The 20,569-nt window shown below is 45.8% G+C and carries 9 protein-coding genes; 7 read left to right on the plus strand and 2 right to left on the minus strand.

From position 1 onward, the window contains the following. Positions 1-47 precede the first annotated feature (47 nt). From V7Q33_RS11460 to treY, 5 genes are read left to right on the plus strand one after another with little or no spacing between them, the layout of a single operon-like run. Positions 48-1,397 (plus strand): glycosyltransferase family 4 protein, encoded by a 1,350-nt coding sequence (locus V7Q33_RS11460; protein ID WP_333819924.1) that lies wholly within the window; start codon positions 48-50, stop codon positions 1,395-1,397. After that, entirely contained in the window at positions 1,384-2,685 is a 1,302-nt protein-coding gene (locus tag V7Q33_RS11465) for a glycoside hydrolase family 57 protein (protein ID WP_331976012.1), read from the plus strand. The genes V7Q33_RS11460 and V7Q33_RS11465 overlap by 14 nt, the downstream gene beginning before the upstream one ends. Next, entirely contained in the window at positions 2,675-4,867 is a 2,193-nt protein-coding gene (gene glgX, locus V7Q33_RS11470; protein ID WP_333819925.1) for a glycogen debranching protein GlgX, read from the plus strand. The genes V7Q33_RS11465 and glgX overlap by 11 nt, the downstream gene beginning before the upstream one ends. Further along, positions 4,845-6,692, plus strand: a complete 1,848-nt coding sequence (gene treZ / locus V7Q33_RS11475) for a malto-oligosyltrehalose trehalohydrolase (RefSeq protein ID WP_333819926.1) — start codon at positions 4,845-4,847, stop codon at positions 6,690-6,692. The genes glgX and treZ overlap by 23 nt, the downstream gene beginning before the upstream one ends. Further along, entirely contained in the window at positions 6,673-10,902 is a 4,230-nt protein-coding gene (gene treY / locus V7Q33_RS11480) for a malto-oligosyltrehalose synthase (protein ID WP_333819927.1), read from the plus strand. Before treZ ends, treY begins: the two co-directional genes overlap by 20 nt. Before the next feature lie 69 nt (positions 10,903-10,971). On the opposite strand, the gene V7Q33_RS11485 is transcribed toward treY, so the two are convergent. Continuing rightward, a complete protein-coding gene (locus V7Q33_RS11485) occupies positions 10,972-11,547 on the minus strand; it encodes a DUF4142 domain-containing protein (protein ID WP_331976017.1) in 576 nt (191 codons plus the stop codon). Between the two features lie 148 nt (positions 11,548-11,695). Then, on the minus strand, positions 11,696-15,052 hold the full coding sequence (gene treS / locus V7Q33_RS11490) for a maltose alpha-D-glucosyltransferase (RefSeq protein ID WP_333819928.1): 3,357 nt from the start codon (positions 15,050-15,052) through the stop codon (positions 11,696-11,698). A 298-nt stretch (positions 15,053-15,350) separates the two neighbouring features. Between treS and V7Q33_RS11495 the strand changes: the two genes are divergently transcribed. Further along, positions 15,351-17,342, plus strand: a complete 1,992-nt coding sequence (locus tag V7Q33_RS11495; RefSeq protein ID WP_333819929.1) for an ATP-binding protein — start codon at positions 15,351-15,353, stop codon at positions 17,340-17,342. 507 nt (positions 17,343-17,849) lie between these two features. Beyond that, a partial coding sequence (locus V7Q33_RS11500; RefSeq protein WP_333819930.1) for a hypothetical protein occupies positions 17,850-20,569 on the plus strand: 2,720 nt, incomplete at its 3' end.

Consider the following 20,569-nt stretch of genomic DNA (forward strand, 5'->3'; position numbering starts at 1 on the left):
AGTGAGTAATTGTCTGGACACATAAAATTTATGAGGAGATCGCTGATATGAGAGTGTTAATGTTTGGTTGGGAATTTCCTCCGCACATTTCGGGAGGACTTGGAACCGCTTGCTTTGGACTAACCAAATCATTGATTAAGGAAGGAGTTGATATTTTGTTTGTTGTACCAAAGTTATATGGCAATGAGAATGTTGCAAAGGTACACTTCATTGATGCCGGCATGGTTCCTGTTCCCGCAAACAGGCGCCGCATAACGGTTACACAAAGAATTGAAGAGCCGGGTGAAATATTGCAAGGCGAACACATGCATATTACCACACTCGAAGTAGAATCGTTTCTTTCACCCTATCGCACGGCAAGAAGTACTACACCGCTTGTTGCCATGGAGAGCTGGAACTATCAGCTTGATCCTACAGTATCATTTGTGGAAGAAGAAATTGAGATTGTTGATACGTTTACCCATCGGTTTTCAGGAACGTATGGTCCCAATCTTATACTGGAGACTCAACAATTGGCTGAAGTAGCTGCAGCCCTTGCAACGCAATATGAATTTGATGTTATCCATGCACATGATTGGATGACATTTCCTGCCGGTATAGCCGCGCAGGAAGCAAGTGGCAAGCCACTGATTGCCCATGTACATTCCACGGAATATGATCGCTCCGGAGAAAGTGTAGATCCTGTAGTATACGAGATCGAACGTAAAGGTATAGCAGCGGCCGATCGCATCATTGCTGTAAGCAACTGGACGAAAAAAATACTGGTATCGCGCTATCAGGCCGATGCTGATAAAGTAGAAGTTACACACAATGGTATAACGCCACGCGAACGCTATAAAGCACTGGCATCGTATGAGCCATTTGATAATGCCAAGATTGTAACATTTCTCGGGCGACTTACTTTTCAGAAGGGGCCGTTTTACTTTATAGAGGCGGCCCGCAAAGTGTTAGAGAAGTTTCCGGATGTACATTTTGTAGTGGCAGGCTCAGGGGACCTTTTTCCGCAGGTTGTTGAGCGGGTGGCACAGTTACGGCTTTCGTCTCGCTTTCACTTTACCGGTTTTTTAAGAGGCGAAAGCGTTGATAAAGTCTGGTCTATATCCAATCTATATGTAATGCCATCCGTTTCCGAACCCTTCGGTATAACGCCCCTGGAGGCTATACAGGCGGGTGTACCGGTAATTATGTCAAACCAGTCGGGTGTGGCAGAAGTAATGCCGCACGCCATCAAGGTCGATTTCTGGAACATTGATGCACTGGCCGATGCCATCTGCAATGTGTTAGCGTACGAAAGTTTATCGGATACATTGAAGAAGAACAGCTTCAATGAGATCAAGAACATGACGTGGGAAAAGGCAGCTAAAAAAATTAAAACAATTTACTATGAGCTTAATTGAAACAACCCAACACCTGGTATTATACTTTCAAGTACATCAACCCAGAAGACTGCGCCCGTTCCGGTTTTTTGATATTGGATCAAGTGCAGAATATTTTGATGAACGACAGAACCGACTGATTGCCGAGCGTGTGTCTGTAGAAAGTTATCTGCCCACAAATGCGCTGTTGCTGAAACTTATTCGCAATTATCCGCAGATTAAAGTTGTGTTTTCCATTTCGGGTGTATGCCTCGACCAGTTTCGCGAATATACTCCCGAAGTGTTAGACAGCTTCCGTGCACTGGCAGCTACATCTTCTGTCGAATTTTTGTCGGAAACAGATCATCATTCATTGGCCTGCCTTATACCGGGCGATGAATTTGAAATGCAGGTGCTGGACCACGCTGCCAAACTTCACGAGCTTTTTGGTGTGCGCCCGTCTGTATTTCGTAATACCGAACTGATCTATAGTGATGAGATTGGAAGACGTGCAGAAGCACTTGGCTTCAACGGCATCTTTGTGGATGGTATCGAACGCGTTTTGCATCATCGCAGTCCGCACCATCTATACCAGCATCCTGAACAGCAGATGCTGAAAATATTTCCACGCAATTATCACCTCAGCGATGATATAGCATTCCGCTTTAACCAGGGCGGACAACGGCTTACCGTTGAAAAGTATATGAACTGGCTGAATGGTATACCGGCACATGAAAATCTGGTGGTGCTCGCCATGGACTATGAAACGTTTGGCGAACATCAGAAGCGCAATACAGGTATATTAAAATTCCTCGAAGGATTTCTGAAAGCCGTAGCAAAACAGAAACGCTTTCAGATGGCAACACCTTCTGAAGTTATACAACAGGTAAAACCATACGATGTATTGTCGGTACCATCCTATATATCATGGGCAGACCAGGAACGCGATTTGTCGGCCTGGCTGGGCAACGATATGCAACGCGATGCATTCGATACGCTGGTAAAACTTGAACAGGAAGTTAAAAATCTGGACGATCCCGAACTGCTGGAGCGCTGGCGCTGGCTGCAGACGAGCGATCATTTTTACTATATGTCAACCAAGAAGAATGATGATGGAAATGTGCATGCATACTTCAGTCCCTATAATTCACCGTATGAAGCGTTCATGAACTATATGAATGTGCTGAATGATTTTGCTTACCAGGTAGGCAAGCACGAGCGCCATCCGGTAAACAATCAAAAAGCCGGGGCCATACAATCTGAAGAAGGGAGAAGAAAGCTACACGTTCCCACATGGGCTATGAACCTGGAGAATACGTATGAACATTAATGAACTGGATGTTGAACCTGTAACAACACAAAAAATTAAAACATATCCGGGAAGTCCCTATCCGCTAGGCGCGATATGGGATGGCAACGGAGTAAACTTTGCAATATATGCCGACAAGGCCACCGGTGTTGATCTCTGTCTCTTTAAAAATCCTAAAGATGAAACAGAGTATGCGCGAATCAAAATGATTGAGCGATCACACCAGATATGGCATGTCTATGTACCGGATATGAAACCCGGGCAACTTTATGGTTATCGGGTAGAAGGTCCGTATGAACCGAAGAACGGCCAGCGCTTCAATCCATTTAAACTGCTGATCGATCCCTATGCAAAAGCTATAGCCGGAAAGATAGAATGGAACGATTCGCTCTTTGGCTATGAAGTAGGGCATATAGATGAAGATCTCAGCTATAGCGAGCTCGATAGTGCTGCTTTTTTGCCGAAGTGCGTGGTAATGGATCAACAGTTTGACTGGGAAGGCGACAAGCCACCCCGTATTCCTTATCACAAGACTATCATTTACGAAATGCATGTACGCGGTTTCACCATGCTGCATCCGGATATACCGGAAGATATACGGGGCACGTATGCCGCGCTGGCTCATCCGAAAGTAATTGAATATTTGAAAAATCTCGGTATCACATCCGTTGAGCTGATGCCGGTGCATCATTTTATAGCCGATCGTCACCTGGTTGAAAAGGGATTGACTAACTATTGGGGCTATAATACCATTGGTTTCTTTGCACCGGAAGTACGGTACTCAAGCGGTGGTGTGTTGGGCGAGCAGGTAACCGAGTTTAAGAACATGGTGAAGGAATTGCACAAAGCAGGCATTGAAGTTATACTCGATGTAGTATATAATCACACAGCAGAAGGCAACCATATGGGACCCACACTTTGTTTTCGCGGTGTCGATAATGAATGTTATTATCGATTGGTGAACGAAGACAAGCGTTACTATATGGACTTTACCGGAACGGGCAATACGTTGAATGCAAATCTTCCGAACGTACTGCGCCTGATGATGGACAGCCTGCGCTATTGGATATTGGAAATGCATGTAGATGGTTTTCGGTTTGATTTAGCTTCTACACTGGCCCGCGAACTGCATGAAGTAAACAAGCTCAGTGCATTCTTTGATATTATTCATCAAGACCCCGTTATATCGCAGGTAAAGCTTATCGCGGAGCCGTGGGATATAGGAGAAGGTGGATACCAGGTAGGTAAATTTCCTTCTGACTGGGCGGAGTGGAACGGTAAATACAGAGACTGCATGCGCGACTTTTGGCGTGGTGCCGATAGTATGCTGGGCGAGTTTGCACAGCGCCTTACCGGCAGCTCCGATCTGTACCAGGGCGATTATCGCAGTCCTACAGCAAGTATAAATTTCATCACCGCTCATGATGGCTTCACCCTGAACGACCTTGTGTCTTATAACGATAAACACAACGAAGCCAATGGTGAGAATAACAACGATGGTGAAAATCATAACCGCTCGTGGAACTGCGGAGAGGAGGGACCATCGAAAGACCCTGTTGTACTGGAATTACGCAAGCGACAGCAACGTAATTTACTCACTACACTTTTTCTTTCGCAGGGCGTGCCCATGTTGCTCGCGGGCGATGAGATCAGCCGCACACAAAAAGGTAACAACAATGCGTATTGCCAGGATAACGAGATATCGTGGATCAACTGGAAGGATGCCGATAACGAACTGCTTGAATTTACACGGCAGTTAATAGCCTTGCGCAAGAACCATCCGGTATTTTGCAGAAGGCGCTGGTTCCAGGGCCAGCCTATTAAAGGTATAGGTCTTGAAGATATAGCCTGGTTTCTGCCCGATGGAACGGAAATGGGCGAAGAGCACTGGAGCCACGATTTTGCCAAGTCACTGGCTGTATTCCTCAATGGCAGAGGTATACACACGCCGGGCCCGAAGGGAGAGCAAACGATAGACGATAGTTTTTATCTGATCTTCAACGCACACCATGAAGCATTGCAGTATAAATTGCCGCCGGCAAAATATGGTAAAAAATGGATCGAGCTGCTGAACACAGCAGCGGGTGTAGTAGGTGAGGGAGAGGGGAAAGTATATGATGCGACTAAGACTATATCAGTAGAAGGACGTTCTATCCTTTTGCTGTTACACCCGATTGTGTATGATAAGAAATATAGAGCATAGCAGGCGTTCAATAGGAGTAAATTTCCGGGGAGACGGAACTGCAGAAATTCTTGTATGGGCGCCGAACGTAAAGAAAGTGTGCCTGCGCCTGCTCGACAATAACAAGTTGCTGCGATTGCAGGAGCAGGAATACGGTTACTGGCTTTGCACAACCAACCTGTTGCGCCCGGGCGACCTGTACAGCTTTGTGCTTGACGATCAGAAAGAATTTCCTGATCCGGCATCGCTCTCGCAACCCGAGGGCGTACACGGACCTTCACAGGCTGTTGATTTGAATCATTTTCAATGGAATGACCAGCTCTGGAAAAATATACCGATCGATGAATATATATTCTATGAGCTGCACGTAGGCACCTTTACCGATAAGGGTACATTTCGTGCTATTGAAAAGAAAATTCCTTATCTGCTCTCGTTGGGGATAACCGCCATCGAGATCATGCCGGTAGCACAATTTCCGGGCAGTCGTAACTGGGGTTATGATGGTGTCTTTCCTTTTGCTGTACAGCAGTCGTACGGTGGTGCCCAGGGGCTACAGTACCTGGTAGATATATGCCACACGCATGGCCTGGCCGTTGTGCTCGATGTAGTATATAATCACCTGGGGCCGGAGGGAAACTATATACAGGAATATGCACCGTATTTTACTGATAAATACAAAACACCCTGGGGCAATGCCGTGAATTTTGATGATGCCGGCAGCGATGGCGTGCGGCACTATTTTATAGAGAACGCTTTGATGTGGTTCAGAGATTTTCATATCGATGCGTTGCGGATTGATGCAGCACATGCTATCAAGGATTTCAGCCCCACGCATATTTTACGCGAGATGAGGCAACATGTAGATCAGTATATACATGAATCGCGAAGCATACATCACCTGATTACCGAAGTGGATCTAAACGACAATCGTTTTATTTCTCCCTACGAACAAGGCGGCTATGGTATGGATGCACAATGGTGCGATGAGTTTCATCACGCCCTGCGCGTCACTACGGGGCACGAACGTACCGGTTATTATGCCGACTACGATGGCGTTCGTCACCTGGCGAAAGCCTATCGCGATGCGTATGTATACGATGGTATATATTCACCACACCGGCAAAAAACATTTGGTACAAAAACAGACGAACACCCGGGCCATCAGTTCGTGGTGTTCTCGCAGAATCATGATCAGGTGGGAAACCGTATGCTCGGAGAGCGCACCAGTCAGTTGGTAAATTTTGAGCTGGCTAAGCTCATGGCAGGTGCTACACTCGTCAGTCCATATTTACCTTTATTGTTTATGGGTGAAGAATATGGGGAAACACATCCTTTTTTATACTTTGTCAGTCATAGCGATGAAGAGCTTGTACAAAGTATACGGCAGGGGAGAAAGAAAGAATTTGCATCCTTTCATATAGCAGGCGAGGCCCCCGACCCGCAGTCTGAAGAAACATTTCAGCAATCGAAATTGCAGTGGGAACTGATCGACAAAGACCAGCACGCTGTCTTGCTGTCGTACTATAAAAAGCTTATTGCTTTGCGCAAGGAAAATCCTGCACTCCGTCATCTCGACAGGAAGCAACTCGAAGTGCAGTGCAATGAGGAGAATAAAACCCTGCAGCTTCATCGCTGGCATCGCGAACAGCATGTGCGTTGTCTTATGAACTTTTCCGATACACTCCAGCCGTTTACCGTAGCCTGGCCGCATCGCTGGCAGAAGATACTTGATTCAGCCGATCCTGAGTTTCTCGGGCCATCCGCTTCTTCGGAAACTTTGTGGGAATCACAGGTGATCACGCTTCCGCCTCATGCAATTGTACTTTATGCCGCAACCTATGGTTAATCCGGTTACTACATATCGTATACAGTTTCATAAACAATTTACCTTTCGCGATTTCGAGGAGATTATTCCATACCTGGAAAAGCTCGGAGTCGGTGCCATCTATGCATCGCCTGTATTTGAGGCAGTGCCCGGCAGCACACATGGATATGATGTGGTAAATCCATTGCGCATCAATCCTGAGATTGGTACCGAAGAGGAACTGCGAAACATCAGCCATCGACTGAAGCAGGCCGGTATACATTGGATACAAGACATCGTTCCCAACCACATGGCTGTTCATCCCGGCAATATATGGTTGATGGATGTATTGGAGAAAGGCCGGTATTCGGTATATGCGTCCTTCTTTGATCTTTCGTGGACGAGTGAATTTTTTCAGGGCCGATTGATCCTTCCGTTTCTCGGCAATCCTATAGACGATGTTTTATTTAACCACGAACTACAAGTTGAATATATAGGCCAACGGCTCGTATTGCGATACTACGACAACACCTATCCGCTGCATCCGCGCTCGTATGCCACTTTGTTGGCCGCTGCCGATGCACCCGAAGCGATTGGTGTACTCGTGGAGCAGATTGGTGCCTTACACCAGATTGATGATCCGCTTGCCTATACATTACGCTGGCATGAGCTGCTGTTGCAGATCGATGCATTGATGAGCAACCCGGACATACGTCCCTATATTGATGGACGTATACAAATTGTAAACGAACAGCCCGATCAGCTTCGCCCCATCATTGCTGAACAGAATTATAAACTGGATGCCTGGCAGAAGTCAGATGAGCGTATAAACTTCAGACGATTTTTTACCATTACGCACCTCATTGGTGTAAACATGCAACATGAAAAAGTGTTTGCACAGTATCACAGTTTTATTCATACACTCGTAGCGGATGGTATATTTCAGGGACTCCGTATTGATCACATCGATGGGTTGTACGACCCCACGCAATACCTGGAGAACCTGCGCAACCTGGTAGGACCCGATATATATATTGTAGTTGAAAAAATATTACAGGCCCATGAAGATCTTCCGGCCTGGCCTGTGCAGGGCACTACCGGATATGATTTTCTGGCGTATGTAAACAATGTATTGACGGCACAGGGATCAGAAGAAAAATTCTCAACTTTTTACAAAGATCTTTTAAAAGATAATCAACCAGCGGAAGAAAAGATATGGGATAAGAAAGCGGCTATACTTCGCAAGTACATGGGAGGTGAATTGGATAATTTATACCGTTACCTTCTGGAGCTGAACTTGATGGATGAGGCTATATTGAACACGCTGGATGCGGAGCATATTAAAAATACCATTGCCGAGTTTTTGATCCGTTGCCCGGTATACCGCTACTACGGCAATCGCATGCCCTTGTCGGAGAAAGAATCAGCTTCGGTGCATGCTATATTCAACAACATCCGTGAACACAACGCTGCATTGGCGCCTGTGGCAGATATACTGGAAGATGTGTTGCTGGAGCGCACTCCGCGGGAGACTCCCGATTATCAGGAACGTGCGCTGAAATTCTACATGCGTTGTATGCAGTTTACGGGGCCACTCATGGCAAAAGGAGTGGAAGATACACTGATGTATACCTACAATCGTTTTGTAGGCCATAATGAAGTAGGCGACTCGCCCGTGTTCTTTGGCATGACCCGCGATGCCTTTCACACGCAGATGATCAATCGCAAAACGCATTGGCCCATGACGATGAATGCCACCGCCACGCACGATACCAAGCGGGGTGAAGATGTGCGTACACGCCTGAATGTATTGAGCGAGTTAACCGATGAGTGGATCGACCTTGTAAAACAGTGGCGCACCATGAATGCCGGTGCCAGAAGGTTCGGCATGCCCGATGCCAACGATGAGTATTTTATATACCAGACGCTCGTGGGTGCCTTTCCGTTCGAACCGGAAGAAGATGTAGAAGAGCGCATGGTTGCTTACCTGATAAAATCACTTCGCGAAGCAAAACGCCATTCACGATGGGAGTCACCCAATGAATCGTACGAGAATGCGACAACGAATTTTATTCATTATCTGCTGGAGAAGAAAGGACGATTCTGGAAAAGCTTCGAGAAATTTCAGAAAACCGTTGCCGATTTTGGTATTGTTCACTCCCTCACACAGGTGTTGCTTAAATTTACCTGTCCCGGTATACCCGATATATACCAGGGATGTGAATACTGGGACCTGAGCCTGGTAGACCCTGATAACCGCCGGCCGGTTGAGTATACTCGCCGTATGCAGGCGTTGGAAGATATACAGGCACATACAGCCACTGATACAGGAGCGTTGATTCGCATGTTGTGGATAAATCGCAACGATGCACGCATTAAAGAGTGGCTCGTGTATACCCTGGCCAATATGCGAAAGCATTCGCCGGAAGTATTCGCCGAAGGTGAATATATACCGCTGGCAGTAGAAGGAGCTTATAAAGAACATATACTGGCTTTTGCCCGCCGGCATAGAAAGACATGGTATATCGTAGTGGCGCCGCTTCGCCTGGCAACGCTCTGTGCAGAGCAACGTAAACGCCCGGATGCAATCAACTGGAGAGATACGCACATTGTGATACCCGGTGAGGCACCCGAAACATGGCAGCATGTATTTACCGGAACAACCCGGAAACACGATGGCATTCTCCCGGTCAAGACTATATTTCAAACCCTGCCGCTGGCAGTGCTAAAACTGGTGAGTGCACCCAAAGAAAGAGCTGCAGGCATTCTGATGCACATTACTTCATTGCCGGCTCCCTTTGGTATAGGCGATCTCGGCCCGCAGGCATATTCATTTGCAGACTTTTTATACCGAAGCCGGCAAACGTACTGGCAGCTACTTCCGCTCAACCCAACGGAAGCTGTCAATGGTTACTCGCCCTATAGCGCATTGTCGAGTATGGCCGGAAATACCGCGTTGATCAGTCCTGAGCTGCTTGTGAAAGAAGAGTTGCTCACGGCCGCGCAACTTGAATCCTATCATTTGCCAAACGAAGGACGGATCGATTTTACTGCCACGATTAAAATAAAGCAGCAGTTGCTGGATATAGCCTGGCAGAATTTTCAAAAGGGAAATCACGAGTCATTGCAAAAACGCTTTGATGTTTTTGCCGAACGTGAAGCATACTGGTTGCAGGATTATGCGCTTTATATAGTACTGAAGTCGGAACACGGGGGCCACTGCTGGTGCGACTGGCCCGACAAGTATAAACATCGCCATGTAGGAGCCCTCCATGAGTTTACACAGCAACATGCAGAAGCTATACAAAAGGAGAAATGGCTGCAATTTATATTTGCGCGTCAATGGAAGCGGCTTCGTGCATATTGTGAAAGCCTCGATATACAATTGCTTGGTGACCTGCCTTTTTACATGTGTTTCGATTCAGCCGATGTATGGGCTCATCCGGAGATTTTCAGCCTCGATGATACAGGAAATATAGTCGCCATGGCGGGCGTTCCGCCCGACTACTTCAATGATAACGGGCAGTTGTGGGGCATGCCGGTATATAACTGGAAAGCGTTGCGACAAAACGGTTATAGCTGGTGGGTGCAACGAATAAAGAAAAATATGGAGCTGTTTGATATTGTGCGCCTCGATCACTTCCGTGCATTTGCCGGGTATTGGGAAGTACACGCAGGAGAAACAACAGCGATTAATGGACAGTGGAAGCGTGGACCCGGTGCAGACTTGTTTCATACGCTGCAACAGGCATTAGGTACATTGCCCTTTATAGCAGAAGATCTGGGCGATATTACCGAAGATGTATACCAGCTGCGCGATGCCTTTAAACTGCCGGGAATGAAGGTGCTGCAGTTTGCCGTGAGCGACTCGGTGAGCAGCTCGGTATATGCGCCTCATAATTATACCAACACCAATTTTATAGTGTATACCGGCACGCACGATAACAATACAACACAAGGCTGGTATCGAAACGATTTGCAGCGTACACATCAAAAGCAATTGGCAGCCTATACCGGCACTTCCGTACGCGACACCAATGTTCATACGGTGATGATGCGACTTGCCTATAGCTCCATAGCCCGCACGGCCATTATACCGATGCAGGATATATTAGGTCTTGGAGAAGAAGCGCGCATGAATGTCCCCGGTTCTGCAGATGCCAACTGGTTGTGGCGAATGTTGCCCGGAGCCATCACAGCTGAAAAAGAAGAAGAGCTTCGCAGCCTCGTATCACTCTTTAATCGCGGATGATATACCGGTAAAAAGAAAACGCCCAACAGAAATGTCGGGCGCTTGTCTATATATAGCTAAACTGAGATTTTACTTTTTCTTATCCAGTGTTTCTTTGGCTTGCTTGGCCATTTCCAGGTGGTGTGTGAGGGTGGGCAGTTTTGCTGTAGCCCATGCTTTCAGGTCGGCATCATTTCCTTTTTCAGATTCCTTGCGGAAAGCGTCAATGTCTTTTTCATGGTCATCTACCATCATGCTGACGTACGCTTTGTCGAATTCTGTTCCCGATTTCTGCGACAGCTCATCATACTTCTTGCGATTTTTGTCACTGAGTGAATCGGGTATTGTTATATTTTTCTGTTGCGCCAGCGACTTCAGTTCTTCATTTGCCTTGCCATGATCGGCAACCATGCTCTGGCCAAATGCTTTTACCTGCGGATCTATAGCTTTGGATTCAGCCAGTTTGCCAAGCTGTACTTCCAGCATACCGCCATCGGCAGCTTCTACAGCAAAATCACCATCTGCCTTCAAGTCGGTGTCAGAAAGCTTCTCTTTGTTGGCATCCTGAGCTTCCTCTTTACTGTCCTGTTGTTTGTTGCCGCACGATACCGCAGCGATCATAATGGCTAACAGGAAAAGCGCATGTACATACTTTTTCATATTCATGGTACTATTGATTGGTTTGCAGAAGTAATTAAAAAACTGTGCCGCCCGGTAAAGGAGTAGAAGATTGAAAGATTAGGTTCCAGATGCCTGGATTTTTAATCTTCTGATTTTCCAATTTTGTAATCTTTCAATCTTCCAATCCCAAAATCTACACGGCCGATACCAGTTCCAACTCTTCGTTCTTCTCTTCTTTACTTACAATGGCTTGAATGCCACGCAACGGAATGATAACCCAGTCGGGACGATTGTTCAGTTCATAGTTTAATTCGTAGATGGCTTTCTCCAGCAAAAATGTATTCATGAGTATATCCATGTCTTCTTTTTGTTTGGGAATGAAAGCGCTGCCCTGTACAGTGTCCAGGTATGCTTTTACAAAGAAGCCGCTGATGTAATGATACCATTGCTCAACATACGGAATCAGTTGGCGATAGTCTTCTTTTCGTATCTGGTTGTCGAGGAACAAACTTGCGTATGCTGCATAGTGGAAGGAGCGAACCATCCCTGCTATATCGCGAAGCGGAGAGCGCTTTAATCTGCGTTCGCTATAGCTTCGTGCAGGTTCGCCTTCAAAATCGGTAATCACAAAATCTTTACCGGTAAACAATACCTGGCCAAGATGATAATCGCCATGAATGCGGATTTTGACCACATCAATTTTGCGCTTGTATATATTTCTGAACAGTGCCAGTATATCATCTTTCAGCGAAAGTACATCGGCAGCTTCATGCTGTACGTCTTCCGATACATTCGAAAGATTCCGGGTAAGATTCTGGAATGTACTGCGAACCAGCGATTGCAATCCCGAGAACAACGAGCGTTGATAGTGCAGTGAATAATCTTCCGGTTTGAATGCGGGAAGATTATAGCCAGTTGCCAGTGCGAGGTGCATTTCACCCGTACGTATACCCAGCTGCACAGCACGCTCCGCCAGCGTAGCATCAATAAATTCGCGAATGCCTTCCGGTACTTCATCGTATGAAACCGGATTGGTAATACTGCCAATCTGTGGCGGCAGCGGCTGGGCAATGGTTACATGCGACAGTACTTTTTCATTGAAGTCATCGAGACGGTCCAGCATGTACGTCCAGGCATCGCCGTTGTTCTCAACCATTTCCTGCATCATACCAAGCACAATGCCATCGTTACTATAACGCCACTCCACGGCTCCAACGAAAGGCGGTACATATTTGAAATGTGCCTGGTCGCTGAGGAATGAAATGATCTCCAGGTCAGGATTCATCACACGATCTACTTTGCGGTATAGTTTCAGGAAAAAGCGATTGTCGTACACGATGGACGTGTTACTTTGTTCACCCGACAGCACACGCGGTTTTATCGCCTCATGCTCCTGTACATGTTTTTCCAGCAACGGATTGCCGGAGAAACGGATCTCACTGTCTTTTAATCCTATATTTTGATTTCCCGCCATGCTGTTAATTATGGCCAGTTGAAATTCAAGACCATAAATAGCATCGTACAATACGCCTTGTTCTTCGCCAATGGTGAGTAATGCTACAATGGATTGCGGGCAGCTCTCTTTAATTTTATTGGCAAAGGCTCCTTTGCCAAACGCCACCGGCAACTGGTATACTTCCGATAAGCCACTCTGATAATATACTTCAATGAGGAAGATAACCGCGAAGTTCTCTGCCAGCGGCACCGTGGCATGCTGAATGATCTGCATGTTTTCCACCGGGCGTCCTTTGCCGCCAAACCATCGCATCTTCAACATATATTCCGGCAAAATGTTGGCAGAAAGATTTTCCAGCATCTTCTTCTCTGTAAGTTCGCGCCAATCGTGCAGTGCCAGTTCGGGTATACCTTGCCGGCGGTTCAGATCGGGGTGAACTTTATCCAATACAAACCATTGGCAATCATGACCGCTCATGGTGAAGAAGTAACGTCCGTCATCCTGGATGATCGGGAATTTATTGTTACTGAATATTTCTTTCGGCACATATCCCAGGTATTCTTTCAGATCGAGTTCTGCCGGCTGGGTATACCGCGACAGGTTTACGATGATGAGTATACTTTCTTCTTCGTAGTTGCGGGTAAAGGCCAGTATTTTGGCATTTTCGCACGCAATGAATTTCATATCTCCGCGGCTGAATGCTTTATACTGTTTGCGTTTATTGATGATGCGCTTCATCCACCACAGCAATGACGATGTATTGCGACTTTGTATTTCTACATTGAGCGATTCATAATGATAATCCGGATCGAGTATAACCGGAAGATATAGTTTGTGCGGATTACACTCCGAGAAACCCGCATTGCGTCCTGACGACCATTGCATCGGTGTACGAACACCGTCACGATCGCCCAGGTAAAAATTATCGCCCATGCCAATCTCATCGCCATAGTACAGCACCGGTGTGCCCGGCAAAGAGAACAGCAGGTAATTAAGCAACTCGATCTTGTTACGGTTGTTCCCCATCAGCGGAGCGAGCCGGTGTCGTATACCCAGGTTGATGCGCGCCTTCGGATCTTTTACATATACTTTATACATATAGTCGCGCTCTTCATCGGTTACCATCTCCAGGGTAAGCTCATCGTGATTGCGCAGGAAGATTGCCCACTGGCATGTTTCCGGTATAGCAGGCGTCTGATCAAATATATCGGTGATCGGGTAACGGTCTTCCGTCTGCAAAGCCATGAACATGCGCGGCATCACCGGAAAGTGATAGTTCATGTGGCACTCATCGCCATTGCCAAAGTACGAAGCAGAATCTTCCGGCCACATGTTTGCTTCCGCCAGCAGTAACGTGCCGGGATAATTTTTATCAACATGCCTGCGTAGTTTTTTCAGAAAGGCGTGTGTCTCCGGCAGGTTTTCGCCATTGGTATTTTCGCGCTCGAAGAGATATGGCACAGCATCCAGCCGGAATCCATCAACTCCCATAGCACACCAGTAGTCAATAATCTTAAACACTTCCTGCTGCACCAACGGATTGTCATAATTCAAATCCGGCTGATGATAAAAGAAGCGGTGCCAGTAGAACTGCTGCGCAACCGGGTCCCACGTCCAGTTAGAGGATTCAAAATCCTGGAAGATGATGCGTACGTCTTTGTACTGGGTAGGATCGTCCGTCCATACATAAAAGTTTCGGAGATCCGAACCCTTCGGAGCCTGCCGCGCGCGCTGAAACCACGGATGTTGATCGGAGGTATGATTGATGACGAGCTCGGTAATCACTTTGAGATTACGATCGTGCGCTTCCTTCAAAAAATTTTTGAACTGATAGATCGTACCATAGGCGGGATTAATGTTATAGTAATCTGCAATATCATAACCATCGTCTTTGAGGGGCGATGGATAGAATGGCAGCACCCATATAGCGGTAACCCCGAGGTCTTTGAGGTAGTCAAGCTTTTCGAGCAAGCCATCAAAATCTCCTATACCATCGCCATTTCCATCACGGAAAGCCTTGATGTGCAGTTCATAGATCACCGCATCTTTATACCAATGCAGTGCATCATTCAATTCTGTTTTTTCTCCGGGCATATATTCAGCGTTTTATCGCGGTGTTCCGCTATCGGATCGGTGATAAAATAATGTACCAGCCCGGATGCGGTACAGGAAGTGATAACATGGAACTGAAAAATCATCCAGCCTGCGGGAACAATTCTGCCGGAAGGTTGTTACCACGCCTCGCTTGCCTTTCGTGAATGTATAGTTGGGTGAGATCAGAAGCGGGAAGTGCGCTGTAACAGCGGCCCGGGTGTAATATTTACCGTTAACTTCTATTTCTAATACTCTTACTTTTTCGACACTTTTGGAGTAAAATCTATTAATGCCCTTTTTGATACGAGTTCTTTTTGGTTGCCTCTTGTTAGTCAGCGTTTTTCCGCTTGCCGCACAGCAGGAGCCGGATGCATCCATCGCGTGGTACGAGAGTTTTTTTCAGGCAGGGAAGCGCAGGCCGATTGAGAAAGAGCTCGAACAGGCTACGGCCAAGCTGCACCAGGCACAAGCCCGAAACGATAAACCTGCTGAAGCAAAAGCATTAAAAGAAATAGGATTGATTCACCTGACGCGTGCCCATACCTACGAGGTGGCGCTTGGACTTTTTATCCGCTCCCTTGCCATTGAAGACTCCCTTGATCTGAAACGCGAGCAGATCTTTTCGAACCTTGCCCTGGCCGAAGCTTTTGAAGCTGTAGAAAACCATATTAAAAGTGCTGAACGCCTCAAGCGCGCATTTGCTATCAGCGAAGAGTTTCATGATCCTCATTATTATGTTTTAATTCTTAACAAGCTCGGGCGTGTGAACGCTTCCCTGGGTGAGACCGAAGAAGCCTTCGAAAATTATGAGCTGGTACTGAAGTATGAAGAACCCCTGGACCAGCCGCAGGTTGAAGCCGAGGCATTGTTCAACCTCGGGCATCTATATACCCAGCAGGGCAAATATACCGAAGCGTTGAGCCACCACAAGCGGGCACTTGCGCTTCGCAGGGCTATACATGACCGGAAGAATGAAGCGGTGTCCCTCAACGATATAGGCGAGCTATACCATTTGATGAAGAACGATGCCAAAGCCCTCGCTAATCATATTGTAGCGCTGGAGATACGCCAGGAGCTGAAAGACAAACAAGGTATAGCCGAATCGTATAACAATATAGGCGTACTATACTTCGGGAAAAAGAATTACTCGCGCGCTATAGCCAACCTGAAGCTTGCCCTCGATGCGGGCAAAGGCCTGCAGGATCAGCAGCAGATGCGCAGGAGCTATGAATACCTCAGCTATAGCTATAAAGAGCTGAGAGACTATAAAAATGCACTCGACAGCAAAGAACAATACCTGGTGAGCAACGATTTTATTTTGAATGCAGAGAATGAACGGGAGCTGCTCGAAAAAGAAAATCGCTATGAGCTGGGCAAGAGCGAAGCGAAGATCGACAAGCTGGAGACCGATCGCATACAACGCGAAAAAGAAATTGAAGCACAGAAGAAATTCCGCAATGTGTTGTTTGTATTGATCGCCCTGAGTCTTGTTATCGTTGTGTTGGTAACATACCTCTATATCGTGAAAAAACGTTCGAACCAGGTATTGCAGGAAGCGAACGACAAAGTACAATTACAGAATGTAGCATTACAGGATTTGAACGCTACGAAGGATAAATTCTTCTCCATTATCAGTCACGATTTGAGAGGACCGCTGAACTCGCTCACATCCTTCTCCGGTTTGCTGATCAATCACACCGATAGTCTGAGTAAAGAAGAGATCAAAATGCTGGCGCAGGATCTGGATAAGTCATTGAAGAACCTGTTTGCATTGCTGGAGAATTTATTGGAGTGGTCGCGCTCGCAAACCGGACAGATCGAGTTCAGGTCCGACAAGTTCGATCTTGCTACATTATTGGAAGAAAATAAAGAACTCCTGAAAGCACAGGCCAACAACAAGAAAATTACCATTGAGAATACCTGCCACCAGGAGCAACCTATATATGCACATCGCAACTCCGTAAATACGGTAGTGCGAAACCTCATCTCGAACGCCATCAAATTTACTCCCGAAGGAGGAACCATTACCCTGGGTATAAAACCACAGCAAGACCATGTCGTTGTATCCATCGCCGATAATGGGGTAGGTATGAGTAAAGATATAGTCGCTAAACTTTTCCGCATCGATACCAAGCATACCACCAAAGGCACCGCCAACGAAAAAGGCACCGGCCTCGGCCTTATACTTTGCAAAGAATTTATCGAAAAGAACGGCGGCCGCATTTGGGTAGAGAGTGAAGAAGGGAAGGGGAGTGTGTTTTTGTTTACGTTACCGGTTAGTAAAAACTGAATTAATCAACCAGGATAGGGTATATCCATTGGACGGGCAGATTACGTTTGCATTCAATATTTATACCGTTAATCGAAAATTTTTTAATTCTATTCCATTGAAGAACGCCTGAACGGTTTTATCTTGCAACCACTTTTATTTCAGTAGCGATTATAGTTGTGTAAAACTATAGGATATACTAAAGTAAAACCGTTTGCATTAACCTGTTTACCTGTACAACTTGGCGTCTCCTCTCTCTTGTGGGCATCCCTCTGCCGCCTGCGCTAAGTTTTCCTGGGCGACTGTTTTTTGCTTTCATTTCAATTCATTGATCCTTTTGCGGCTCAGTAATGGGTGGCGCTAGTAGTTGTTTATTGGGCATTATTAATGTGATATATGATTTTACCAAAATTGAATCCATTCCGGATGAAGGTAGTTTTCAAGTATTTTGTTTGGGCATTCTGTATGCAAGCTATAACGCTGTATGCACAGGATAATGCGAGAAACGCGCCTCCTGAAGATACTGGAATGGACCCCCTTAAAGCCAGGGCAGACATCATCCCTCATTCACCTGAAGTTGAAGCCATGGCGAAATATGGGGTTTTGCCCGTAACGCAATATACGGGTATGCCGCAAATAAGCGTACCTATATTTGAGTTAAAGGCTTCCGGGTTAACAATTCCGTTTGCGCTATCTTATAATTATAACGGATTCAAGCCGCTCGAAACAGCTACCTGGTGTGGACTTGGATGGAATTTGCAGGGGGGAGGCAGCATCGTCAAAATAATTAAGGGCCAGTTGGATGACACACGTAATCCGGGAAGTAATTATGATGATCTGGTGTATCCAACAGCAATGACCTGGAGTCAGCCATTTTGTTACAACGTAGCATTGGGACAAATCGATGCAGAATCTGATATCTATATATTTAATATAGGACAATATAGCGGGAAATTCATTCTGATAAAGGGTGAAGCCCATCTTTTTCCATTTCAGAATATAAAAATAAGAAGCACGGCCACGGGCTTTAAGATGATTGACGATAAGGGAAACATATACTTATTTGATGACACTGAAACTACTTTTACAAAGGGGTCGGAAATACCGGTGCACACGTCATCGTGGCAGATAAGCAAGATTATAACGGCAGACAGAAAAGATACTATATCTTATTTGTATAGCGATTATTCATTCAGGCAACCCTCAACCTTCACAGACAGGTGTGTGATTGATTCCCGCAATTATACTGGTCAAAGTTCAAGCGGTGAGACCTTCAGCAGAGCGTATGCCGAGGGAGATCATATAAATGCTAAAGTATTATCGACAGTCATTAGCCGGTATGGGACTATCTCTTTTATGGGCTCATCCGAAGAACGGTTGGACATAGTTGCTGGTGAAGGCGCCAAGGCCCTCGATAGGGTGTCAGTTCGTGGACCGCAAGGTTCCAGCTTTCAAAAAGATATAGTATTGGTACATGATTATTTTGGAGGCAACAGTAAGCTCAAGTTGAAAGAAGTATACGAAATGCGGTACGATAATTCCAGTGAATTTGCTACCCCTGTAACAGATCAGCACTACAAATTTGAATATTATAATGAAGGTAACAGCCTGAGCACCGATCTGGCGGACGGTGTTGATTATTGGGGATATTACAACGGTGCAAATAATACTAACCTGTTTCCTAAAGATAAAAACCTTTTTTACGGTGCCGCAGCAGATCGAAATCCCAATATAAACTATTCAATAAGGGGTATGATTAAAAGCATTGAATACCCCACAGGTGGTCGATCGACCTTTGACTTTGAACAGAATCAATCGGGAAAGCGCTATGTAACATCAAATTTTACAGCGGCAAGCATTGAAAGTGATGTTAGCTTTGATTCCAATAATCAAAAGAATGGCTATACAGAGGTATTTAAATCATTTACGCTTAACAAAGCTCAGGTAGTTCACTTTAATTATGGTGATTTAGATGAGAATAAAAATCCAACCCGACCTGTAGTACGTATCTATAAGGACAGAACTACCAGTCCACCCGTATATACATCGCCCGTGTATACCAGCGGAGGCGAAAATCTGACAGGTTCACAGTTTTTAGAAGAGGGCAAATATTTCTTTTCGGTTAGCAGTGAGCCAGGCCTGGTTGGTATAGATGGTACTTTTACAACCTACGGCATTCTGAATTATGATGATTACCAGGTTATAAATACACTGGCTGACGGGCCTGGTTTGCGGATAAAGCAAATATCTTCGTATAGTAACGGCAGTACTATCCCGGCTTTTATCAAACAGTACTCCTATAACGATGGTGTTGAGCTCATGAAAACGGCTCTCACAACAGGTAGTAACTTAAGCCACAATTGTGCTGGCTACTATAATTCTTCTTATGTCGCAAGCGTGCGATCGGCATTAAGCGATTTGGCGGAGAGTCAATTTTATTATCGCGAAGTTACTGAATCTACCCAGGATAATACCAGAACAGGAAAGACGGTTTATACTTTCGGAACAGAAAGCAGTCAATTGCTTGATGTCAAACAACTTTCGCAGACAGACTATAAATATACTGGCAGTGGTTTTGTGCCGGTAAGGGCAAGTGCTTCTCAATATCAATTGACTATTAAGGAAGCTTTTACAGGTTTTACAGTGAATAAAGCTGTAACCGTTTTGCCTGCTGATAACACCACGGGACTTGAATACTGTAGCCAATTGGTGTCTCCCGATGTAACGCAACCCAGCCTGCTCATGGATATTTATGAGGTATCGGATTCGTATACACTCACCAGCGACTATACCCAGATCAAAAATACAAAGGAAACTGTGTATAGTGACGATGGATCAGCAACGCATACCAGTGAAAGCAATTACTTCTACGATAATGCCAGCCATATATACCCTACACGGATTGTGACTTCCAATAGTAAAGGCGAGCAAATTACCCAGGAGTTGAAATATGCTTTGGATTATAATTTTGGTACCTGCTCCCTTCCTGCTACCATTGATACGAATTTTAAGAATGACATGCAAACAGCAATGGGCGTTCTTAACACCAGCCTTGCCAATTTGATTAATGCATTGGCGCCCTATCAACCTTTTGAAAAGAAGTATTTAACAGATAGTGAAGGAAGGCTTATAGATAGGGATGGTCACCTTGTAGATTCGACCCATCCAGCTGTAGACATTACAGAAAGCAACAGGCAGACATTTACCTCTGTTGCCAATCAGTATAATCATTGTCAGGCTGATTTTCA

Source organism: Ohtaekwangia sp., from assembly GCF_036786105.1.
GTDB lineage: Bacteria > Bacteroidota > Bacteroidia > Cytophagales > Cyclobacteriaceae > Ohtaekwangia.

What these genes read in the sequence shown, in the direction of transcription:
- V7Q33_RS11485 (WP_331976017.1), bottom strand. Translation starts at nt 11,547, where the DNA reads ATGAATATGAAAAAGTATGTACATGCGCTTTTCCTGTTAGCCATTATG.
- glgX (WP_333819925.1), top strand. Translation starts at nt 2,675, where the DNA reads ATGAACATTAATGAACTGGATGTTGAACCTGTAACAACACAAAAAATT.
- treS (WP_333819928.1), bottom strand. Translation starts at nt 15,052, where the DNA reads ATGCCCGGAGAAAAAACAGAATTGAATGATGCACTGCATTGGTATAAA.
- V7Q33_RS11465 (WP_331976012.1), top strand. Translation starts at nt 1,384, where the DNA reads ATGAGCTTAATTGAAACAACCCAACACCTGGTATTATACTTTCAAGTA.
- V7Q33_RS11460 (WP_333819924.1), top strand. Translation starts at nt 48, where the DNA reads ATGAGAGTGTTAATGTTTGGTTGGGAATTTCCTCCGCACATTTCGGGA.
- treZ (WP_333819926.1), top strand. Translation starts at nt 4,845, where the DNA reads ATGATAAGAAATATAGAGCATAGCAGGCGTTCAATAGGAGTAAATTTC.
- treY (WP_333819927.1), top strand. Translation starts at nt 6,673, where the DNA reads ATGCCGCAACCTATGGTTAATCCGGTTACTACATATCGTATACAGTTT.